The 21,553-nt window shown below is 72.7% G+C and carries 20 protein-coding genes; 8 read left to right on the forward strand and 12 right to left on the reverse strand.

Features of this window, described 5'->3' with window-relative positions:
• Positions 1 to 31 precede the first annotated feature (31 nt).
• The 3 genes from ACESMR_RS14555 to ACESMR_RS14565 all read right to left on the reverse strand — a co-directional run bounded on the left by ACESMR_RS14555 (position 32) and on the right by ACESMR_RS14565 (position 3,185).
• Complete coding sequence (locus tag ACESMR_RS14555; protein ID WP_373047822.1) at positions 32 to 1,510, reverse strand: hypothetical protein; 1,479 nt, start codon at positions 1,508 to 1,510, stop codon at positions 32 to 34.
• Entirely contained in the window at positions 1,507 to 2,472 is a 966-nt protein-coding gene (locus ACESMR_RS14560; protein ID WP_373047823.1) for a hypothetical protein, read from the reverse strand. The genes ACESMR_RS14555 and ACESMR_RS14560 overlap by 4 nt, the downstream gene beginning before the upstream one ends.
• Before the next feature lie 281 nt (positions 2,473 to 2,753).
• Positions 2,754 to 3,185: a universal stress protein gene (locus ACESMR_RS14565; protein ID WP_373047824.1), complete on the reverse strand. Its 432-nt coding sequence runs from the start codon at positions 3,183 to 3,185 to the stop codon at positions 2,754 to 2,756.
• Between the two features lie 206 nt (positions 3,186 to 3,391).
• On the opposite strand from ACESMR_RS14565, the gene ACESMR_RS14570 reads away from it, so the two are divergent.
• On the forward strand, positions 3,392 to 3,973 hold the full coding sequence (locus ACESMR_RS14570; protein ID WP_373047876.1) for an acyltransferase: 582 nt from the start codon (positions 3,392 to 3,394) through the stop codon (positions 3,971 to 3,973).
• A gap of 183 nt (positions 3,974 to 4,156) precedes the next feature.
• Here ACESMR_RS14570 and ACESMR_RS14575 read toward each other — a convergent pair whose 3' ends face one another.
• Positions 4,157 to 6,634 carry a hypothetical protein gene (locus ACESMR_RS14575; RefSeq protein WP_373047825.1) on the reverse strand — a complete coding sequence of 826 codons (2,478 nt, stop codon included), beginning with the start codon at positions 6,632 to 6,634 and terminating at the stop codon, positions 4,157 to 4,159.
• A gap of 246 nt (positions 6,635 to 6,880) precedes the next feature.
• Between ACESMR_RS14575 and ACESMR_RS14580 the strand changes: the two genes are divergently transcribed.
• Positions 6,881 to 8,035, forward strand: coding sequence for a class I SAM-dependent RNA methyltransferase (locus tag ACESMR_RS14580; protein WP_373047826.1), 1,155 nt, complete (start codon positions 6,881 to 6,883; stop codon positions 8,033 to 8,035).
• 39 nt (positions 8,036 to 8,074) lie between these two features.
• On the opposite strand, the gene ACESMR_RS14585 is transcribed toward ACESMR_RS14580, so the two are convergent.
• On the reverse strand, positions 8,075 to 8,869 hold the full coding sequence (locus ACESMR_RS14585) for a phosphate/phosphite/phosphonate ABC transporter substrate-binding protein (RefSeq protein WP_373047827.1): 795 nt from the start codon (positions 8,867 to 8,869) through the stop codon (positions 8,075 to 8,077).
• A 60-nt stretch (positions 8,870 to 8,929) separates the two neighbouring features.
• On the opposite strand from ACESMR_RS14585, the gene ACESMR_RS14590 reads away from it, so the two are divergent.
• The 3 genes from ACESMR_RS14590 (at position 8,930) to ACESMR_RS14600 (ending at position 10,795) form a co-directional block, all read left to right on the forward strand.
• Positions 8,930 to 9,229 (forward strand): MGMT family protein, encoded by a 300-nt coding sequence (locus ACESMR_RS14590; RefSeq protein WP_373047828.1) that lies wholly within the window; start codon positions 8,930 to 8,932, stop codon positions 9,227 to 9,229.
• A gap of 67 nt (positions 9,230 to 9,296) precedes the next feature.
• Positions 9,297 to 9,782, forward strand: coding sequence for a thiol-disulfide oxidoreductase DCC family protein (locus tag ACESMR_RS14595; protein ID WP_373047829.1), 486 nt, complete (start codon positions 9,297 to 9,299; stop codon positions 9,780 to 9,782).
• 41 nt (positions 9,783 to 9,823) lie between these two features.
• A complete protein-coding gene (locus tag ACESMR_RS14600) occupies positions 9,824 to 10,795 on the forward strand; it encodes an NAD(P)H-quinone oxidoreductase (protein WP_373047830.1) in 972 nt (323 codons plus the stop codon).
• On the opposite strand, the gene ACESMR_RS14605 is transcribed toward ACESMR_RS14600, so the two are convergent.
• From ACESMR_RS14605 to ACESMR_RS14635, 7 genes are all read right to left on the reverse strand, one after another.
• Positions 10,796 to 11,329: an aminoacyl-tRNA deacylase gene (locus ACESMR_RS14605; protein WP_373047831.1), complete on the reverse strand. Its 534-nt coding sequence runs from the start codon at positions 11,327 to 11,329 to the stop codon at positions 10,796 to 10,798.
• Positions 11,330 to 11,465: 136 nt separating this feature from the next.
• Positions 11,466 to 12,368 (reverse strand): ADP-ribosylglycohydrolase family protein, encoded by a 903-nt coding sequence (locus tag ACESMR_RS14610; protein ID WP_373047832.1) that lies wholly within the window; start codon positions 12,366 to 12,368, stop codon positions 11,466 to 11,468.
• A 75-nt stretch (positions 12,369 to 12,443) separates the two neighbouring features.
• Complete coding sequence (locus tag ACESMR_RS14615) at positions 12,444 to 13,976, reverse strand: GMC family oxidoreductase (protein ID WP_373047833.1); 1,533 nt, start codon at positions 13,974 to 13,976, stop codon at positions 12,444 to 12,446.
• Entirely contained in the window at positions 13,973 to 14,518 is a 546-nt protein-coding gene (locus ACESMR_RS14620; protein ID WP_373047834.1) for a gluconate 2-dehydrogenase subunit 3 family protein, read from the reverse strand. Before ACESMR_RS14620 ends, ACESMR_RS14615 begins: the two co-directional genes overlap by 4 nt.
• 10 nt (positions 14,519 to 14,528) lie before the next feature.
• A complete protein-coding gene (locus ACESMR_RS14625) occupies positions 14,529 to 15,326 on the reverse strand; it encodes a class I SAM-dependent methyltransferase (protein WP_373047835.1) in 798 nt (265 codons plus the stop codon).
• A 4-nt stretch (positions 15,327 to 15,330) separates the two neighbouring features.
• On the reverse strand, positions 15,331 to 15,897 hold the full coding sequence (locus tag ACESMR_RS14630) for a hypothetical protein (RefSeq protein WP_373047836.1): 567 nt from the start codon (positions 15,895 to 15,897) through the stop codon (positions 15,331 to 15,333).
• A 321-nt stretch (positions 15,898 to 16,218) separates the two neighbouring features.
• Positions 16,219 to 16,704 (reverse strand): hypothetical protein, encoded by a 486-nt coding sequence (locus ACESMR_RS14635; protein ID WP_373047837.1) that lies wholly within the window; start codon positions 16,702 to 16,704, stop codon positions 16,219 to 16,221.
• Between the two features lie 107 nt (positions 16,705 to 16,811).
• On the opposite strand from ACESMR_RS14635, the gene ACESMR_RS14640 reads away from it, so the two are divergent.
• From ACESMR_RS14640 to mltG, 3 genes are all read left to right on the forward strand, one after another.
• A complete protein-coding gene (locus tag ACESMR_RS14640) occupies positions 16,812 to 18,365 on the forward strand; it encodes an MBL fold metallo-hydrolase (protein WP_373047838.1) in 1,554 nt (517 codons plus the stop codon).
• A gap of 105 nt (positions 18,366 to 18,470) precedes the next feature.
• On the forward strand, positions 18,471 to 20,354 hold the full coding sequence (locus ACESMR_RS14645; protein ID WP_373047839.1) for a hypothetical protein: 1,884 nt from the start codon (positions 18,471 to 18,473) through the stop codon (positions 20,352 to 20,354).
• A gap of 163 nt (positions 20,355 to 20,517) precedes the next feature.
• Positions 20,518 to 21,531 (forward strand): endolytic transglycosylase MltG, encoded by a 1,014-nt coding sequence (mltG, locus tag ACESMR_RS14650; protein ID WP_373047840.1) that lies wholly within the window; start codon positions 20,518 to 20,520, stop codon positions 21,529 to 21,531.
• Positions 21,532 to 21,553 lie beyond the last annotated feature (22 nt).

A 21,553-nucleotide genomic window follows, 5' to 3' on the forward strand; every position in this document is an offset into this window, starting at 1 on the left:
GCTCCTTCCCGTCCGCGCGGCCCGCTCACGCTTAGTCGTACCTGCCCACCAGCGACCAGCTGCCGCTCACGCAATCCTGCGCGAGCCGGTAGACCGCGCCGTCGGAGAGCTCCACGTCGAAGGTGTCGCGCTGCACCGGGCGCTCGTGCCAGCCGGTGTCGAGGCGCCAGGGGCCGGCGAAGCCGACGATCCAGCCGGCCACCGCGCCGGCGCGGATCGCCTGGGGCCCCTCGCGGCCCATCCGCACCTCCGCCTCGAGCGGTGGGCGGAAGAGGCGCAGGCCCGCCACCCCTTCCGCGACGGGGCCCAGGTCGGGCTCCTCCTCCGGTGGCGGCGGTGGATCGAAGCGGGAGATGCGGTAGCCCTCGGGATCGTGGCTCTCGCGGAGCAGGGGCATGCCGATCCGGTCGTCGCCGACGATGGAGGCGACCTTGGCCACTGCGGTGGCGAGCTTCTCCGGCGCCACGGTGGGCAGGCCGAAGAGGCGGAGCTGCTCCCGCCGCGACCGGGCCGGCGTGGCCAGCACCCGGATCCCGCGGATCGCGGCGTTGGGGGGCTTTCGCTCCAGCACCGAGCGGCAGAGGGCGAGCATCGAGCCCACGTCGCGGGTGGGGGCGGCGAGCTCCACCGGCAGGAGCGACTCGCCCGCGGGATCGAGGAGGAGCTTCAGGGTGAGGCCTCCCACCGCGACGCCGTAGCAATCGAGGCGGGAGACGAGCCGCTCGAGCGCCGGGCGGATGACGAAGAGGAGCCCCTCGATCGCGAGGATCTCGAAGTCGAAGTCGCAGCCCTCCTCGAAGGTCTCGGGCTGGGGCCTGGGCTGGAGGGGCTCGTCGTCGTGGCCGGTGGCGAGGCGGTGGACCCGCACGCCCTCCTCGCCGAGGCGGGCGCCGACGCCGTCGATGGGCAGGGTGGCGAAGGCGCCTGCGGTGGCGAGGCCCCAGCGCACCAGAGTCTCGCAGAGGCGGGGCGAGGCGCCGATGGCGGCGAGCGGCAGCGGGGCGAGGAAGGTGCGCTCCCTGCCCTTCGGGATCACCTCGATCCCGGCGCCGCGGACGGCGGCGATGGTGGCGAGGTGCTTGCCGCCTGCGACGGAGGCCTGCGCTTCGAGATCGAGGCGCGAGGCTGCGGCGACCAGCGCCGAGGCGATGCCCCGCTCGTCGCCGTGGAGGCGCGAGAGCCCCTCGGCGTCGATGAGGGCGAGGCCGGGGCGCACCTCCTCCACCCGCGGCGCCACCGAGGCGGCTGCGTCGAGGACCGCCTCGCGGGTGGCCTCGACGATCTCGGGGGCGACCCAGCGCACGGTGAGCTGGGGGCAGAAGGCGAGCGCGTCGCCGACGCCCATGCCCGGGGTGACGCCCTGGGTCCGGGCCTGCACCGAGACGTGGGCGATGCGGGCGCGGGCGCCCTCCCCTTCCGCCACCGCCAGCGGGATCCCGGCGAGGGTGGGCTCCGCGCGGAGCAGCGCCTGCAGGGGGAGATCGGGGACGAAGAGGCAGCCGATCCTCATGGGGGATCCTCGTCGGCGGTGAGGTACCAGGCCTTGCGGCGGGAGGCGGCGGGGTCGTCCGAGATCCGGGCGGCGCCCGGGAGCGGGTCGCGGATGCCGGTGGGGAAGAGCTCGGGGGCGCGGAAGAGGAGGCTCGCCTCGCCGGGGGAGAGGCCGAGCTTGTTGCGCTCGAGGGCCACGGTGATCTCCAGCCCCTCGAAGGTCCTGCCCGGGCCCTGGCCGAGGAAGCGGGCGCGGGCGCGCTTCGGCCGCAGGGAGGCGGTGGCGAAGGTGCCGGCGCCCTCGCCGCCGAGGACGAGGAAGGAGGCGCGGGCGGTCTCGGCGTCCCGGGAGAGCCGCAGCCAGGCTGCCTGGGAGATGGTGTCGTCCTTCGGGTCGGGGCGCTTCTTGCGGATGGCGTAGGGCTCGAAGTGGAGCTCGTCGGGGGGCGCGCCCTCGCCGGGGGCGGTGCGCACGAGCCGGGGCTCCTGCGGGCCGGAAGGCTCGACCACCCGAAGCGCCTGCTGGGCGGGCTTGCGGCCCCTGCCCCGGGGCTGCGCGGGCCCCAGGTCGAGGATCACCAGGGAGAAGGCGCCGGAGGCGAGGAGCGCGTCCGCGGCCCGGACCGCGTCCTTGTGGGTGGTGGGCCTGCACCAGAGGGTGCGGCCGAGATCCACCCCTGCGTCTGCGGCGCTCCTGGGGTCGAAGGCGTCGGCCCGGTCCACCAGGGCGGCGAGCCTGCCGCTGCTGGTGAAGCGGGCGAGGATCTGCTGGGAGAGGGCGGTGCCGAGGGCGCCCTGCACCTCCCCGATCTCGACGATGCGGCCCTGTGGCAGCCCGCCGCCGAGGAGCCGGTCGAGCTCGCCCAGCCCGGTGGGCAGGGTCGGCGGGAGGCGGTGGGCGAGCTCCTCCGGCGTGACCAGCGCGCGGGTGCGGCGCAGGTCACTGAGCAGCTGGCTGAGATCGCGGGCCGGGAGCGCCACGGTGGTTTGCACCTCCGCAGCGATCGTTATGAACAAACGTTCAGGCAGTCAAGGAGGGACGCTGAACTCGGGAGCAGTATGCCCCCGGACCCGGGGGGGATCCAGCCACCCGGTTGGGCGGGGACGCTTCCGCGGGTCGGTTTTCTACCCCAGCTCGGGAGGGTGACACGATCCGCAAGGATCGCTTTGCTACCCCGGCTCGGGAGGGTGACACGATCCGCAAGGATCGCTTTGCTACCCCGGCTCGGCAGAGGCGCACGATCCCGCGGATCGCACCGGCGTCAGTGCACCACCGTCACGCTGCGCCCCGCGTGGTGCACCACCCGGTCGCTCACCGAGCCCACGAAGAACCGGCCCACCGGCCCCATGCCCCGGGCGCCCATCACGATCAGGTCCGCGTTCCGCTCCGCCGCCTGGGCGACGATGGTGTCGGCCGGGTTGCCGTACTCGATGATCACCTCCACCCGGTCCCGCGGAAAGCCCTCCGCCTGCTCGCGGATCGCCTCCCGCAGCTTCGCCATCTCCTCGTCGGTGGGCTGCCGGTGCGCCACGCCGTAGAACTCGGCGAAGCCGACGTTCACCATCGGGATCGGCTCGAGCACGTGGAGCAGCGTGATCCGCGCCCCGGTTGCCCCCGCCAGCTCCCTGGCGAAGCCCGCCGCCCGGCGCGACCCTTCCGAACCATCGACCGCCACGAGAATGTGCTGGATCACGACGAGCCTCCTTCCGGCCTTCCCACCGGAGAAGTAGGCCCCGGCGGCACCATGGGCAATCGCGCGCCGCGCCGAAATGCGTCCTCGCCGACACCCCATCCTGCTGCGCCCGGCCGATGGCGGCCCGGCCCCGATTGCGCTACGAAGCGCCGGTGGACGATCTCCAGCAGCGCCGCCTCGAGCAGCACAAGCTCCGCCTCTCGTGGATGCCGTGGCTCTACTTCTCCCTGAAGCCGAAGCACCGCAGCTGGGCCGAGGCCTGGCAGCGCGAGGTGCAGCAGTCCTTCCGGGACCTCGAGACCATCGAGATCGCCGAAGGCTGCTTCGTCGCCCCGGAGGCGAAGCTCTTCGCAGAACCCGGCCGCCCGATCCGCATCGGCCCGGGCTGCGCCATCGCCGCCGAGGTCTTCGCCCACGGCCCCATCGACCTCGGCCCCGGCGTGAGCCTCAACGCAAGAGTGACGCTGGACGGCGGCGCCGCCGGGATCCGCATCGGCGAGGGGACCCGCATCGCCTCCGGCGCGACCCTCTACGCCTTCGACCACGGGATGGCCCCCGATAGGACCATCCGCTCCCAGCCGGTGCGATCCCGCGGGATCGTGATCGGCAGCGACGTCTGGGTCGGTGCCAACGCCGGCCTCACCGACGGCGTCACCGTCGGCGACCACGCGGTGGTGGCGATGGGCGCCGTGGTCACCAAAGACGTGCCCGAATGGGCCATCGTCGGCGGCACGCCTGCCCGGGTGATCGGCGACCGCCGCGACAAGCCGACCCTCGGCTTCAAATAGCCGCGCGGGGCCCGCCATGAAAAAGAGCCCGCCCCCCGGTGGGCGGGGAGCGGGCTCCAAGCGATGCCTGCGGGTTCCAGGTGTGCGGATGCGCCACGAGCGATCGCGCCGCCACGTAACCTCCCCAGGACGTGGCGGCTGCTGCGCCGGAGACGCTCCGGCACAGCGTTCCCCCCCTCCCGGTCAGTTCCGGGTGGCGGTCATCGTGAAGGCGCCGCTGCCGCCGCCCTGGTTGCCGTCGACCACCAGGGTGAGCCGCTGGCCCGCGTGGACCTTCACCTGCGCGGTGAAGGCCATGCCCGTCTGCCAGGTGGAGGCACACGCCAGGTTCCCGCCCGAGACGTCCCCGCCCCGGATCTCGAGCATCGGCTGGAACTCCGCCGAGAGCACCTCGAACGAGTAGGTGCCGGCAACCGGCGCGATCCACTGGTAGACCTTGTCGAGCTCGCCCACGCCGAAGCCGGCGCAGCTCGAATCCTCGCGGTCGTTCCCGGCGCCGGCGGTGGTGTCGCTGACGCTGAGCGGCCAGGTGCTGCCGAGGAAGACGTCGACGCCGCTCCCGCTCACGGTGCAAGCAGCGGCGGCGCCGCAATCGCTGTCGAGGCAATCGGCGGAACCGTCCCCATCGTTGTCCATGCCGTCGTCACAGAACCCCGCCTCGCTGGCCATCGCGGCACAGGCGGCAGCGGCGGCGCAGTCGGCGTCGGCGCAATCGACCAGCCCGTCGCCGTCGTCGTCCGCCCGGTCGGCGCAGGCGGTCTCGCTGGCGGGCGCGGCGTCGATGTTCAGGGTGAAGTCACCGCCGAAGCTGGAGCCCATCGCCATGTAGTTGGCATAGGCATCCACCGCGACGAGGTAGCTCTCGCCCTGCACCACGTCGAGGAAGAGCCTCGAGCCCAGGCTGCCGCCGGCGTCGTCGTTGCAGCCGAGCTCCGTCGGCGCGCCGCAGTCGTTGGTGTAGGCAGCGACGATGGTGTCGTGGGCCGAGCCGACCGTGTCGAAGACGTAGCGGCCGGTGGTCGGCGCGGTCCACTGGTAGATCACCTCGCCGTGCACGTCGACGCCGCAGCTCGGCTGCACGTTGCTCATCCGGGCGAAGTTGTTGCCGCTCTCCGTCACCGGAGAGGTGCTCCCGAGGAACTCGTCGACGCAGGCGAAGAGGCAGACGTCCTCGTTGGCGCAGGCCGGGTCGAAGCAGTCGGCGCTGCTGTTGCCGTCGTCGTCGACGCCGTTGCCGCAGACTTCCGCGGCGGCGGCCTCGTGCACGCGCAAGGTGAAGCTGCCGTCCCAGCCCATCGAGTCGACGAGGAAGACGAACTGCTCCCCTGCGGCGCTGGCGGTGACGAGCGCCGAGGCGGTGTTGATGGTCATGCCCATCGGATCCGGGTGCTCGGTGGGCGTGGTGCAGCTCAGCTCCATCCCGTCGCAGTTGTTGCCCAGGAAGACGGCGAGCGCAGGCTGGAAACCCTGCCCGTCGACCTGCGCCACGAAGGTGCCGGCGGCGGGTGCAGTCCAGAGGATGCCGGCATCGTTGCCGCCATCGGGATTGCACGAGGCCGGGGTGGTGTCGCCGGCGAACCAGGTGTCGCCCATCTGCTCCGCGGGCAGGCTGTCGAAGAGGTCGAAGTCCACGCAGCCCTGCGCCGGGCAGAGCGGGTGGCCCGCGCAATCGGCGTCCTGGCAGTCGGTGTCCCAGTCGCCGTCGTCGTCGACGCCGTTGCCGCAGAGGTCGCCGCCCTCCATCGCGGGCGCGGTGGTGAGGTGGAGCTGGTACGCGCCCGAGCTCCAGCCGTCCACGACGATCCGGTAGGTGGTACCGGCGAGGCCCTCGAAGGCGATACGGGAGGCGAGGCTGCCCGCGTCGTCGTTGCAGAGGATCTCGAAGCCGTCGCAGGTGCCCGGCTCCTCGTAGATCGTCACCACGGTGTCGATCTCCGAGCCGGTGGTGTCGATGATGAAGAAGCCGTCGTCCGGCGCGGTCCAGAGGTAGACGCGGTCCTCCCCGCCGTCGGCGCAGTAGAGCGAGGCGTCGTCGCCGCCGCCCTCGGTGGTGCCCGAGAGGTGCACGGGCAGCGCCGAACCGAGGTCCGCCTCGGCGCAGGCGATCAGATCGCACGACGCGGCGCACTCGTAGTCGGCGCAGTCGGCGGCGCCGTCCTGGTCGTTGTCGAGGCCGTCGTCGCAGACCTCGACGCACGCCTCGGCGCAGTCGGCGTCGTCGCAGTCGATGTCGGTGTCGCCGTCGTCGTCGATTCCGTTGTCGCAGATCTCGCCGCAGGCAGCGTCGTCGGCGCAGTCGCCGTCCTCGCAGTCCACCGCGCCGTCGCCGTCGTCGTCCTGGCCGTTGCCGCAGATCTCCTCCGGCGCACAGGCGGGAACGTCGGCGCAATCGCTGTCTTCGCAGTCGGTGTCGCCATCGAGGTCGTCGTCCACCCCGTTGCCGCACTCCTCGTCGATGGCCTGCTGGCCCCCGGCGCCGCCAGCGCCACCGGCGCCGCCCGCCCCGCCGGCGCCACCGACGCCACCGCTGCCGCCGACCCCCGCCGTCCCGCCGACCCCACCCGTACCGCCTGCCCCGCCACCGCCGCCGTCACTGCCACAGGCGGCCAGGGCCGCGCCCAGAAGCGCAACCCAAAGCACCTTCCCACGCATCTCGTGCATCGCTCGGTCCCCTTGGGATGCGGCGGGCCGCGAGAGGGCCCCCTGCATCCGCCGCTCGGCTGTTGGATGCCGGGGTCCTCCGCAAGAGCGTTGCCAAGAGTCGCCTCCCCCCTCGGGAGGGCCTTGCTCGCAGGTGCGGAGCCATTTCCCGCATCACGTAGCTACGTGCGCGGCCTGGCGGATGGGGAATCGCACCCCGTTCCCCATCGGATCTCCGTGAGGCGGCGATGTCGGAAATCGGGCACAATGGCCGACGTGCACAATTTCTTCGCCACCGCAGCCAAGGGCACCGAAGGCGCCCTTCGAGACGAATTGCGCGGCCTGCGCCTTCCCGGGGTCCGCGCCGATCGCGGCGGGGTCCACTTCCGAGGCTCCCTCGCCGACGGGATGAAGGCCTGTCTCTGGTCCCGGATCGCGATGCGGATCCTCCTCTCCCTCGGTAGCTACGAGGCGAAGGGGGCCGACGGCCTCTACGACGCGGTGGCCTCGGTGCCGTGGGAGGAGCACCTCTCGCCCCGGCACACCTTCTCGATCCACGCCTCGGTCCGCTCCTCGGAGCTGACCCACTCGCATTTCGTGGCGCTGCGGACCAAGGACGCCATCGTCGACCGGATGCGCGAGCGCACCGGCGCCCGCCCCAGCGTCGACACCGCGAAGCCCGACGTCCACGTCATCGTCCACCTGGTCAAGGACCGCGCCGAGCTCGCCCTCGATCTCTCCGGCGAGCCGCTCCACCGCCGCGGCTGGCGGATCGAGGCGAAGGAAGCGCCGCTCCGCGAGACCCTCGCCGCTGCGATCCTCGCCCTCGGCTACTACGATCCGAACAAGCCCTTCCTCGATCCGATGTGCGGCTCGGGCACCCTCGCCATCGAGGCGGCGCTCATCGCCCGCAACATCGCGCCGGGCCGCGGCCGCCACTTCGGCTTCATGCGCTGGCCCTCCTTCGGCGACGAGGAGGCGAAGACCTTCCGTGACCTGCAGGAGGCGGCCAAGGCGGTGGCGCTGCCGAAGGCACCGGCGCCGATCATCGCCCGCGACCGCTTCGACGAGCCCCTCGAGGTGACCCACCGCAACGCCGAGCGCGCCGGCGTGCGCAACTCCCTCGAGCTCGCCCAGCAGGACGCCCGCGATCTCGTGCCGGTCCCGCCGGAGTGCCAGATCTTCGTGAACCCGCCCTACGGCGAGCGCCTCGGCGGCAAGCGCCTCCAGCTCGAGGGGCTCTACCGCGGCTTCGGCGAGGCCTACGCGCCCTTCGAGGACGCGATCCCGCTGATCGTGCTCTCGGGCTCGCCGCTCTTCGAGCGCGCCTTCGGCCACCGCGTGCACTGGCGCCACCCGCTCTTCAACGGGCCGATCGAGACCCACCTGCTCCGCTACGGTCCCGACACGCGGCAGGGCTGACACCGCGGGTGTTCGACATGGCGCCGAACACCCCCTGTGTCAAACGGCGGCGAGCCAGCCGATCGGCTCGTCGACGAGCGAATCCGCCCGCACTACCTGCTCCACGTCGAGGAGCTCGAGCACCGCCCGGCCCGCGCTGTCGTGGAGTACCTCCTCCACCCGCGAGCTCAGCTCCTCCGCCACCGCTGCGGGCAGGTGGGGCGCGAAGACCAGGCCGTCGTTGGGCACCGGCTCGGTGAAGGCCAGCGGCTCGAGCCGGGACGCCTCGCTCCCCACCAGCAGGCGCAGCACCCCTTCCAGCGCTTCGGCGTCGCCGCGGTGGACGAAGCAGGGCGCCACGTCGGCGCTCCCGTCGAGGAGCCGGCCCAGCGCCGTGGGGTAGCTGAAGGTGAAGCGCTCGGAGGGGAAGAGCCGCTCCGGGTGGAGCCCCCTGCTGCGCAGGAAGTGCAGGGGCAGCCGGTAGCCCGCCAGCGACTCGGGATCGGTCCACGCGGCCCGGCGCCCGCGCAGATCCTCGGGGCCATCGACCTCGCCCCGCCGCACCACCAGCGCCGAGCGGAAGCTCGTGCTCCCGTGGCGGATCCCTCGGAGGCAGGCCTCCGCGCCGGCGCCGCGCATCCGCGCGAGGAGCAGCGGGTTGACCCACGCCGCCTCGAGCGAGCCGCCCAGCAACATCGCCTCGAGGTGCTCGTAGGAGCCGGCGACGGTGACCTGCACCGGCAACGCCACCGCCAGCGCCAACGCCTCCTCGAGCCGCCGGGCCAGCTGGTGGGTCCGGTGGAGCCCCAGGGACGGCGAGAGGCCGAAGCGGAAGGAGGTGCGGGGAGCGAGCATGGTCTTACCCGACCGGCTACCATACGCACCGTGTCGGCAGGAAGTGGCGGAGTGTGTGAAATGCCCGAAAGCTTCGAGGAGACGGTGGCGAAGGCGGTGCGCTCCATCCCTGCCGGGGTAGTCCTCTCCTACGCGGAGGTGGCGCGCAGGGCAGGCAGGCCCCGGGGCGCCCGCGCAGTGGCGCGGGCCCTGCGCAACCTGCACGGCGTTCCCTGGTGGCGGGTGGCCCGCGCGGACCGGACCCTCGCCCCCGAGGTGGCCGGGGAGCAGGCGGTGCTGCTCCGGGCGGAGGGCGTGAGGATCGAGGGACGCCGGATCGTCGGTACGAGGCAACCGGGCGGGCCCCCGTCCCGCGGCTGATGGCGCCCCGCAGCGTCCCCACCTTCTTCCCATGGAGCCCACGGAGCGACGGCCCAGGGAGGAAGGAATGCTGCGTCCCGACCAGGTGCTGGTGATCTACGACGGGCGCTGCCCCTTCTGCTCGGGGGTGGTCCACTTCCTGCGCCGCTTCGACTGGCGCGACAAGCTCGTCTGCCTGCCCTACCAGACCAGGGGCCTCCCCGAGGCGGTCGGCACCACCGTGCAGCAGACCCGCCGGATGGCGATGACCTTCGCTCCCTCCGGACACCTCTGGCGCGCGTTCGGCGCGGTGGCGGCGGGCCTCGACGCCCTGCTCCCCTTCGGCCTGCCGATCGTCCGGGCGATCTACCTCGTGCCCGGGCTCCACCGGATCCTCGACCGGCTCTATTTCGTGGTCTCCGACAACCGGAACCGGATCCCGCTCTCGAGGCCGGACCTCGAGGAGGGCGAACACCCGCCCCTCGATCCGAACGTGGAGGAGGAGCTCGGCCGCAGGCGCCTCGCCTCGCGGATGCCGTCCGCGCTGCCGGGCCCCGCGCTCACCCTGCATTGACCGGCTGGCCGCAGACGGCGACGCTCGTTAGCCTTCGGCCCATGCCCACGATCCGCGCCCTCTGCATCCGCGAAGCAGGCGAGACCGACGTCCTCGAGCTCCAGGAGCGACAGCTCCGCGATCCCGGCCCCGGCGAGATCCTCGTGCGCGTCGCCGCCGCAGGTGTGAACCGCGCCGACGTGCTCCAGCGCCGCGGCTTCTACCCGGCGCCGCCGGGCAGCCCCCCGGACATACCCGGCCTCGAATACGCCGGCACCGTGGAGGCGACCGGCGACGGCGTCTCTCTCTGGAAGGCGGGCGACGCGGTGATGGGGATCGTCGGCGGCGGCGCCATGGCCAGCCACCTCCTCGTCCACGAGCGCGAGGCGATGCCCGCCCCGCCGAACCTCTCGATCGAGGAGGCGGCGGCGATCCCCGAGGTCTTCCTCACCGCCTGGGACGCGCTCTTCCTCCAGGCGGGCTTGCGCCTCGGCGAGCGGGTGCTCCTCCACGCGGTGGCGAGCGGCATCGGCACCGCAGCGCTGCAGCTCGCCCTCCACGCAGGCGCGATCCCGATCGGCACCTCGCGGTCCCGGGAGAAGCTCGACCGCTGCGCTGCCATCGGCCTCCGCGAGTCGGTCCTCGTCGAGGGCGGCGCCTTCGCCCGGGCCTCCAAGGGCGCGAACGTGATCCTCGACACCGTCGGCGCCGCCTACGCCACGGAGAACGCCAAGGCCCTCTCGCCCGGTGGCCGCTGGGTGATGATCGGCCTGCTCGGCGGCGCCACCGGCGAGGTGCCGCTCGGGCTGCTGCTCTCCAAGCGCGCGCATCTCGTCGGCAGCGTGCTGCGCTCCCGCCCCCTCGAGGAGAAGGCCGCCCTCGCCCGGGCCTTCTCCCGCGAGATCGTCCCGCTCTTCACCGTGGGAAAGCTCCGACCGGTGGTGGACGCGGTGCTGCCGATCGAGCGCGCCGCCGAGGCCCACGAGCGCATGGAGCGCAACGAAACCTTCGGCAAGCTGGTGCTCACCCTCTGATCACGGGTGGTGCCACGGATGGGGCTCGGCCCCTTCGGCGGGCATCGCGTGGCGCCACGGCTGCCCCGGCAGCACGGAGATCGCGGCGATCTGCGGGAGCTCGAGCTCGAGGAAATCGGCGGTGCGCATCTCGAGCAGCCCCTCGTGCGTTCCCGACTGCACGAGCAGGTGATCGAGGGCCCGCAGCGCGAGCTCGAAGATCACCGGCAGGTTCCACAGGCCGCCGAAGGGCGGCGCCGCGCCGGGCTCGCAGCCGGGGAAGAGCTCGCGGAGCCGGTCGACCTCCACCAGCCGCGCGTCCCTGCTGCCGGTCACGTCGCAGACGGCGTCGAGATCGACGAGCGCCGGCGCGGGGACCACGCAAATCAGCTCTTCGCCGGAGCCCAGCTCCACCGCCACCGTCTTGGCGACCTGCCAGCCGGAGATGCCCTCTGCCTCTGCGGCCTCCTGCGCCGTCACCACGCGGCGGTGCGGGAGGAGCTCGAAGGGGATCTCGGCATCACGCAGATAGCGTTCGATTCGTGCCTGGATCATGGAAAACCCTCCTCCGCGCAACGATGCGCACGACGCCGCCACCGGGGCGGGCCGTTCGGCGAGCGGAACGTCCGTCGCTCGCTGCGACGAGAAGAAATCGACATCGAGCGGCGTCTGCGCCGGTGCGGCGCGAAGCTCAGCGCACCGCCACCGCGAGGGGCTCGCGGGCGCCGCGCCACGAATCGGGGATCCCCGCCGCCCCCGTGGCGAGCGCCACCAACCCGCCCACGATCGCGCAGGTGGTGTCGCAGTCCCCACCGGCGGCGGCCGTGGTCCAGAGCGCCTCCTCGAAATCCCCGAGGTGGTGCGCCGCGCACCAGAGCGAGAGGGGCACCGTATCCGCCGCGATGGCGCCGCTCCCGTTGCCGAGGATCGCCGCCACCTCGCCGATCGGCGTGCCGGCAGCGATCTCCAGCGCCCGCACGATCCCCTGCCTGGTTTCGCCGGGCGGCACGTGCTCCGCCGTAGCTGCCAGCAGGCTGGCGGGCGCCGCGGTCCGGTCGCGCACCACCCACGCAGCGGCGACCGCCACCGCGATCGCCCCCGCCTGCCCCTCGGGATGGGCGTGGGTCACCTCCGCGGAGGCACGGGCCTCGTCCAGCACCAACCCGAGGTCGTCGGCGAAATAGGCGCCGAGCGGCGCCACCCGCATCGCCGCGCCGTTGCCCATCGAGCCGAGGCCGCCGAAGGCTGCGGCGGCGGCGCCGCGCCAGGGCATGCCGTCGGCGATCGCCTGGAGGATCCGGTGGGCGGCGCCGCCGTAGCCGCGCCACGGGTCGCGCACGTAGCGCTCGCCGAAGACCCGGGCGAGCTCCTCCCGCACGACCTTGCCGGTCCGCGCCAGGACCTCGACGATGCCGAGCGCCATCTCCGTGTCGTCGGTCGTGCGCCACGGCCCCGGCGGCGGGATCCTCGCCTCGAGCAGCGCAACGCTTTCGGGTGCGAAGAAACGCTCGCCGAAGCCGTCGCCGACCGAGAGCCCTTCGAGCGAGAGCAGCGCACGGTCGAGCCGCGCGCCTGGATCCGATGAGAGCCGCATGTGCCGAAGCATGACACCGGCCCGGGAAGGCCGCACCAGCCGGGCTGGGCGCAAGGTCCGCTGCAGCACAGCCAGTCAGACCGCTGCTGCCACGTGCTCCCGCGCCCGGTGGGCGATGGCGTAGATGCTCTCACTGGGGTTGACGCCGAGGGAGGTGGGGAAGACCGAGCCGTCGACCACGAAGAGGTTGGGAACGTGGTGGTGGCGCAGGGTGGCGTCCACCACGCTGGTCGCCGGGTCGGCGCCCATGGCGCAGCCGCCCATCTGGTGGGCGGTGAAGATCGCGTGCTCGAGGGCACCGTACGGCGCCGCTGCGAGCCGGGGCAGATCCACCTCGCTGCGGAGCTCCACCGGCGCCCCGTGGAGCGAGAGGATGCGGCGCGCTCCCGCTGCCAGCTGGATCCGGGCCATCGCCTCGCACGAGGCCCGGAAGCTCTCCGCCAGCGGCCCCCGCACCGGATAGTCGACCCGCACCCTGCCGTCGCCGCGCAGGGAGACGGTGCCGCCCTCCTCCCCCTCGAGCAGGCCGTCCACCGAGAGCGCGATGAGCACGCCGATGTGGGGCAGCTGCGCCATGAAGGCCTGGTGGTCCTGCCCGAAGGAGCGGAAGGCGGTGGCTGCGATCATCGGGTGGATCGGCGGCACCTCGAGGAAGAAGCCGATCCGACCCTCGCCCCGGTCGATGAAGTGGTGGGAGCCTATCGACTGCGGCGCGCCGTAGAAGGCCCGCACCGGCTCGTCGAAGAGCGCCGCCATCGCCACCACCGGGTGGAGGAAGGTGCGCTTGCCCACCCTGCCGTTGCGATCGAGCCCCGAGCGCAGGAGCAGCGCCGGCCCGTTGATCGCGCCGCCGCTCGAGACCGCCACCTTCGGCCGCACCGTCACCCGCCGCGCCGTGGGCTGGTTGGTCCGCGGATCGAGCACGCGGCCGTGCACCGCCACCACCCGATCGCCCGCGACCTCGATCCGCTCGGCGCGGGTGTCGCTGTAGAGCGCCATCCCCTTCGCCACCGCGTCGGGCAGGTAGCTCACCAGCATCGATTGCTTGGCGTCGATGGGGCAGCCCATCCCGCAATAACCGCTGTTGGCGCAGCCGCGCACGTTGCGGCGCAGCGGCCCCGCCTCCCAGCCGAGCTTCCTGCAGCCGTCGAGGAGCACGCGGTTGTTGGCGTTCGCCAGCACCTCGGGCCACTCGTGGACGTGGAGCCGCTCCTCCACCGCGTCGAAATGCGGCGCGAGCGAGGCCTCGTCGAGCCCCTCGATCCCGTGGCGGCTCCGCCAATGATCGAGGATCCGCTTCGGCGTGCGGAAGCAGGTGGTCCAGTTGACCACGGTGCTGCCGCCCACCGCGCGGCCCTGCAGGATGGTGATCGCCAGGTCGGCGGTCGCCCGGGTGCCGCGGTCCTGGTAGAGCATCGGGTAGGCCGTGCCCTCCTGCATGTCGAATTCGCTCTTCGTGTGGTGGCCGCCCTCCTCGAGCATCACCACCGAGAGCCCGCGCTCGACCAACCCCGCGGCGAGCACCGCGCCACCGGCGCCGGAGCCGATCACGCAGACGTCGCAGCGCACGTCGACGTCTGCCGTGAGATCGGCAGCCCGGAAGATCATCTGCCACCCACCGTGCGTACGACGTTTCCGAAATCGGGCGGGCCCGGATAACCGACCAGCGTGTGGATCTCGGGCGAGGCGTAGTAGGCAGCGGCGCAGAGTCCGTGCAGCGCCGCGAAGGCGGTGCGCCGGATCGAGAGGCCGCTGTGCTGCCAGGAGCGGAGCGCCTCGTCCTGCTCAGGCGGCGAGAGCTTCGTGAACGGGCGCGTCCTTCCGTCGAAGACGAGGCCCGCGAGCGCGTTCTCGAGCAGGAGGAGCACCTGCTTCACCTCGTCGGCCACGCCGGGATCGCCGCTGGCGAGCAGCGCGTCGATCTTCTCCGGCACGGCGAGCGCGGTCGCAGCGGGAAAGCCGTTGCCCGCCGGCACGATCCGATCGGCCACCGCAGCGAGGATCGAGTAGGTGCGCGGATCGAGCACCTGCAGCTGCCGCCCGGGCGCACGCAGCGCGCTGCCCTGCAGGGCGAGGCCCGTTCCGCCCGCTGCGAGGAGCAGCGCGCCGCCGAGGCCGTAACGGAGGATGGTGCGGCGGGAGATGGGCATCGTCGGCAGTCTACCGCTCCACCGCCTCGGCCCCCAATGCCCTTCCGCCGGCGAAGCCCGGCCCGGCGCCGGTGAGGTGGATCGTCCGGGACCAGACCGCCCCGCCGTGGAGCATCGCGAGGTCCGCCGCCTCGGCGAGGAGGCGCCGCAGATCCGCGGGCCCCAGCGCGGGCCCCACGAAGGAGAGCGAGCGGAGCACCGCCTCGAGGCCGGCGGCGTCGAGGCGCACCTGCTGCGTGAAACGCTCCTCCACCGGGGCCGCCCCGGGCAGCGCCAGCGCGAGGAGCTGCCTGCCCCGCGAGGCAGCGGGCCGGGCCCTGGCCTTCGGGTTGTAGCGGGCGAGGAGCGCCCGGAGTTCGTCGAGGAAGGGGGTCTCGTCGAGCACCGGCTCGATCACCGCGGCGGATCCGTCCGCCCGCAGGAGCCGCGCCGCCTCCCTGCCCGCCCGCTCGGGATCGATCCAGTGGAGCGCGTCGGCCACCACCACCAGGCCGTAGTGACCGGCGGGAAGGGGCGTCGACTCCGCAGCGGCGGCGACCGCCTCCACCTCCAGGCCGACCGCCTGTGCGGCGAGGGCCTCGCGCATCGCCCGGGCCGGCTCCACTGCGGCGACGGCGAGCCCCGCCCGCGCCAGCGGCAGGGCGAGGTGGCCGGTGCCCGCGCCGAGATCGGCGACGGGCCCGCCGCCGGCAGCGGCGACGAGCCGGTCGATCAACGCGGCGGGATAGCCCGGGCGGGCCCGGTAGGCAGCGGCGAGCCGGTTGAAGACCCAGCGGTCGGCCTCCACCGGCACGTCGCGGCGCCCCACGGCGCTAGAACGTCACGGCGGCGTGGGCGCCGGCGGTCCACCAGTTGAGCGATTCCTCGTCGAGGTCGAGGCCGTTGTAGGCGCCGTGCACGCCGACCGTGACCAGCGGCAGGATGGCGAGGTCGAGGGCGAGGCCCAGGTCCCAGGTGAAGCCGCTCTCCTCGCCGATGCCGCTGCGATCCTCGAAGAAGTCGATGTCGTCGCCGTTGGCGCTCAAGGAGGTCTGCCCCCAGCCGACGTGACCGAAGGCGGTGGGGCGGAGCACGGTGCCGATACCGGCCCGGAGACCCGCGGTGGCCCGCACCATGGTGAGATCGAAGCTGCTGCCGTCGATGCCCGGGGTGCCGAAGTCGAGGTAACCCACCTGGATCTCGGGGACGAGATCGAGGACCGGCGTACCGGGGACGACGAGACCGACGCGGCCGGCGAATCCGTAGCCGGTCTCCTCGTCCAGCGGCTCGTCGTCCGGGAAGATGGCGTCGACGTCGAACCCGACCTGGAGCTGCGCCAGGGCGGCGGTGGGGGTGAGCACGAGGGCGGCCACGAGCGCCGCGCGGGTGAAGCTCCGCATGAGATCCGTCCTCCCGGGCCGGGTGATCGGGCCCGAACGACGCAAGCTAGGTGCTGCCCCCAAGCTTGTCGACCTTCCGGGCGGTGCTGCCCGGCGATGGCGGTGGGGAACTTCTACGTACGCCACTCAGAGCGTGTGAAGGAATCGGTCCGGCAGGCGCCGGCCCGATTCCTTCGCTCGCGCTTCGCGCGAGAAACGCTCCTACTTGCGATCGCTCCGCCTTCGGCTGCGCTGGAGAGTTTGTTTCACAAACTCTCAGAGTATGAGGCCCGCATGGAGGCCGATCGCGGCCCACGACGCCTCGACGTCCACGAACTGCACCTAGCCGAGCTGGCCCCCGACGAAGAAGCCCGGCAGAACGAAATCGAGGGCGAGGCCGGCGTCCCAGCTGGCGCCGTCGATCGTCTGCGGCTGCGGCCGTGGACGGGACTCCAGCCCCCGGCTCGGGGAAATGTGCTCGATCGCCAGATAGCCCGCACGGGCGAAGATCCCGAAGCGCATCGGCGCCCCAGTGGACCAGCGCAGCCCCGCGACGATCCTGCCGCCCTTGTCCTGCTGTTCGGTCCCTTCCACGTGCTCGACGGTGAAGCCGTCGGGATCGAAGTACTGGAGCTCCAGCTCGGGGGTGAGGCCCATCGGCAGCGCCCACCCTGCCCGCAGGCCGAGCGAATGGCCCACGTCCGACCCGGAGGTGTTCGAGTCGCCGAAGAGCGCGGCGGTGGTGATGGCCAGCTCCCCGCCTGCAGCAGCGGGCTGCGGCAGCACGAGCGAGCCGAGCAGCGCCGTGGCGCCCATCCATTTCCTCATCGCCTTCCCCCGTTGTGTGTCTCCCGACCACGCTACCACGCCGTTGGTGCAAACCCCCATCACCCGCTGGCACACCGACATCCGCTCCGTGTAGCTTCACGCCCACCTTGGCAAAGCTCGTCCTCGATCCCCACGTCGGTTTTTCGATCCTCGCCACCACCGGCTCCGAGCGCGAGCGCCACGAGGAGCTGGGCTGCGGGCTGCAGGGCCCCGGCTCCCGTCCCGTGCGCCGCGCCCTCGCCGAGCTGAAGCAGCGGATCGCCGCCCTCGGCCGCGACGCGGCGATCGAGCAGGCCGAGGAGCTGCTGCGCTGGCTCGACGATCGCCCCGCCTACCGCGGCCTCTGCGAGGACCGCCACGTGGCGGGACGCCGGGTGCTGAAAGAGTCGGTGCTCTACCCCGATCCCGCCGGGCAGATCCCCGCCACCCTCCACGTGCGCCGGGGCCTCGAAGCCCTCGAGATCGATCTGCCCCTGCACGCCTGGGCGCCCCTCGCCGACACCCTCGCCGCCATCGCCGCCGGCGAGAGCGCCGCGAAGATCCGCCGCGGCGTGCGCCTCCCCGAGCTGCAGGAGCTCTTCGGCGAGCTCGAGGCGGCGGGCCTCCTCGTCGAGGGCGAGCCGCTGCCTCCGCCGCCCCGGCAGCCGGGCGTACTCTTCGTCGGCCACAACACCGCCCTCGTCTCCTCCGCCACCACCCGGATCCTCCTCGATCCCTGGCTGCGCCCCTGGCACGGGCAGGATCCCGCCGACTACCGGATGCTCCTGCCCCACCAGCTCCTGCCGGTGGACGCGGTGCTCCTCACCCACTCCCACGGCGACCACTTCCACCTCGGCTCGCTGCTGCACCTGCCGCGGAGCACGCCGATCGTCGTCCCCTGGCTCGCCCGGGAGAACGTGCTCTCCACCGACCTCGCCTTCCGCCTCGGGCAGCTCGGCTTCACCCGCGTGCTCACCCCGCGCTGGTGGGAGAGCCTGCGCTTCGGCGACGTCGAGGTGCAGGTCCTCCCCTTCCTCGGCGAGCAGGCCACCGCCACCGCGCTCGTCTATCCCGAGGTGCGCAACGCCGGAAACACCTACGCCATCCGCACCCCCGAGCTCTCGGCGGCCTTCCTCGCCGACACCGGCCACGACCCCCTCGGCCACATGACCGACGTCGCCGCCGAGGCCCGGGAGCGCTTCGGTCCGGTGGATCTGCTCTTCGGCGGGATGCGCGCCTTCCGGATCCACCCGGTGCTCTACCCCTTCACCACCCTCGACGCCTTCCTGCTCAACGTGCCGCTGGAGCTGGCCGGCGTGCAGCAGCAGCTGATGAACGACGCCGGCGAGCTCCTCGACACCGCGGCCCGCTTCGGCGCACGCTTCGTCGTCCCCTACGCCGACGGCGGCGCGCCCTGGTACTGGCGCGAGGGGATGGGCCCCGCCTACCGCGGCTACCCGGCCTACGAGGGCTTCCGCGAGGCGCCGGAGAACGCGATCGAGGACGAGCAGAGCGATCCCTTCCCCGAGCGCCTGGCGGAGGTGGCGGCGCAGCGCCCTGCAGGTGGGCCGGAAGCGCTGGTGCTCCGCCCCGGCGACGACCTCCGCCTCGAGGGTGGCAGGCCACACATCCGCCGCCATCCCGGCCACGCCTGGCCCTGGAGCGAAGACCCGCGGGGCTGATCGCGGTCATGCGATTGACTCCCACGCCCTCTTCGGGCGAGAGAGCCGGGAGGGCGCGGGCTCCTTCCGTGCCGGGGCGGCAGCATCGCCGCCGAGGGGGTAGCGATGAAGGTGCAGAAGAAGCTCCTGGTGGGCGTGCTCGCTGCGTTCGCCGGCGCCGGCTGCAGCAGTGGCGGCGACGGCAACGGCGCGATCGCGGGTACCGATCTCGTGGTGAAGGGCATGGTCAGCTCCGCCGGCACCGACGGCACCAGCGGCATGCCGCTCGCCGATGCGCAGGTGCAGCTCACCATCGACGCCGACGGCGACGGGAAGATCGCTGCCAGCGAGCGCGTGACCGCCACCGCCGACGAGGCGGGCAACTACGTGATCGGCGCCAGGGTGCAGAAGGGCCAGAACGTGGTGGTCTCCTTCTCGGAGGAGGGCTACGCGCCGATCTTCCGCCGCGTCGTCGCGGGGCCGAAGGCCGAGCTGGTGCTCAACGTCGCCCTCGCCTCGCTCGAGCCGCTGGAATGCGAAGGCGCCCGCTGCGCGATGGAGGGGAACCGCCTCAGCATCAAGGGGCTCCGCGAGGGCCTGGCAGGCAGCGCCCGGGTCTTCAACCCGGTGACCGAGACCCACCTCTTCCCCGGCGGCTTCGACGACAGCGACGGCAACCTGCTCATCTCCGGCGTCTTCTCCGCCGTGCAGCTGCAGGACGAGAGCGGTGCCGAGCTCCACCAGCTCGAGGAGGACGTCGAGCTCCGCATGCAGATGCCGCAGGACACCTGGCCGGTGATCGTCGATCTGCAGCCCGACAACGATCGGATCGACATCCCGCTCTACGCCTTCGACGAGGCGAAGGGCACCTGGGTCCGCCACGCGAAGGACGGCTGGCTCGAGGACGGCAGCGGCGGGATCATCCCCGAGAGCGAGCTCGCCTCGATCCGCGGCGGCACCTGGACCGGGGTGATCATCGCCACCGGCGAGGTGAACCACTTCTCCTACTGGAACGTCGACTGGCCGGTGGAATCCCACGGCTGCATCGAGGGGCTGATCCGCGATCCGGACGGCGAGATCGCCGAGGGTGCCACCGTCACCGCATCCGGCCGCACCTATACCGGCACCTCGGCCTCGCAGACCACCGGCGACGACGGCCGCTTCGCCCTCGACGTGATGCGCAGCGAGGGGAGCGACGACGTCGATCAGGACGGCACGCCCGGCGAGACCCACCGCATCGCCCTGCGCGTGGTCCACGGCGGCAAGGTCTACGACGCCGGCGAGTTCGACGCTCCGGTAGAGCCCGGCTCCGACGGCGAGAATTGCGGCGACGTCGGCATCATCGAGCTCGGGCCCGAGAAGGAGCTGGTCGCCGGGGTCTGCTCGCTGCACGGCACCATCGTCGACGAGCAGGGCCAGCCGCTGGAGGGCGTGGGCGTCTACGCCTGGGACGACACCGTGCCGGACGAGGTCGAGATGGCGCTCTGCGGCGAGTTCTACGAGAACTGCCAGTACTGGGCGAGCACCGACATGGACGGCGCCTGGCAGGCCTCCGCCGCGGTGATGGATCTCGTCACCGTCTGGGGCATGCACAGCTGGGAGAGCGACGACGGCGTGAGCCACCTCCGCTACGGCAACACCAGCCGCCTCGGGTGCCCGCCGGATGCGATCACGGTCCGGCTCACCGAGGGCTGGGATACCTTCGAGCTCACCCTCACCGTCGGCGAAGGCCAGATCGCCTGGTCGCCTGCGGTGAACGCCTCGCAGATCTACGTCGTCGACGCCGGCGGCGTGCCGAAGTGGATCGTCTCTACCGATGGGGAGAACGACCCGGGCTTCCCCAGCCCCGTGACCTACGGCACCACGCCCGCGGGCGCCGTGGTGGTGTGGCCCACCGACGGCTCCGCGCCGGCGCCGCGCGCGCGCGGCGCCACCGTGCAGGTGGCGAGCTACCGCTTCGGCGCCACCGGGATCTGGAACTGGGCGATCGGCAGCTACGTGGTGCCGTGATCCCGGCGCCACGCAGCTAGCCCCTTTGGCGGCCCGGTCGCTTCCCACGCGGCCGGGCCGTTTTCGTCCGATGCGGCGGCCGTATCGCACCAGCCGGGCAGGCCGCCAGCCGGGCGCCGGCCACATTCCCGCCGGCCTCTCCCGTGCTAGGCTGCCCGGCCCTATGAAGAAGTTCTTCCTGGCCCTCGTGGCCCTGATCCTCCTCGGCGGCCTCGGTGCAGGCGGCGCCTTCGTCTGGGCCGGCAAGGCAGTGCAGACCCCCCTTCGCCCAGGCGCCGAGCCGGTGGAGTTCACCGTGCCGAAGGGCGCCACCGGCCAGGCCCTCGGCGCGCAGCTCGCCGAGGCGGGCCTCATCACCGACGCCCGCCTCTGGCGCTTCCATCTCTGGCGCCGCGGCGGTCTCGCCGCCAAGGCCGGCCGCTTCTCCCTCTCGCCGGGGATGAGCGCCGCGGAGATCGCCCGGGCCCTCGAGGGCGCGCCGCTGGCGGACGACAAGCCCTTCGTCATCGTCGAGGGCTGGCGCCTGCGCGACACCGACGCCGCCCTCGCCGCCGCCGGCTGGATCGAGCCCGGCGCCTACATCGCCGCTGCGAGCAGTGGCAAGGGCTACACCGCGCCCTTCGAGCTGCCGAAGGGGAGCCTCGAGGGCTACCTCTACCCCGAGACCTACGCCCTCGCGCCCGAAGGCTTCGACGTGCGCTGGCTGGTGCAGCGGCAGCTCGACACCTTCACCCGGCGCTTCTGGGAGGCGCATCGCGACGAGGTGAAGAAGAGCGGTCGCAGCCTCCACGACGTGGTGGTGATGGCCTCCCTCCTCGAGCGCGAAGAGCCGCTCCCGGCGCAGCGCCCGCTGGTGGCCGGGATCCTCTGGAAGCGGATCGACGCCAACGTGCCCCTCGGCGTGGACGCCACCTCGCGCTACGAGCTGCGGGAGTGGAACGACCGCAAGGCCTTCCTGAAGCGCCTGCGCGATCCCCAGGATCCGTGGAATACCCGCACCCGCGCCGGCCTGCCCCCGGGGCCGATCGGCTCGCCCACCGTCGACTCGCTCCAGGCGGCGCTGCGGCCGAAGAAGAGCGAGTTCTGGTACTACCTCCACGACGCGAACCGGATCCTGCGCCCCTCCAGAAACGCAGCGGAGCACGAGGCGCTGCGCCGGAAATACAACGTCTACTGAACCTGCTTGCGGAAGGAGAACG

Origin of the sequence: Vulgatibacter sp. (assembly GCF_041687135.1) — a bacterium.
In the GTDB taxonomy this organism is placed as follows: Bacteria; Myxococcota; Myxococcia; order Myxococcales; family Vulgatibacteraceae; genus JAWLCN01.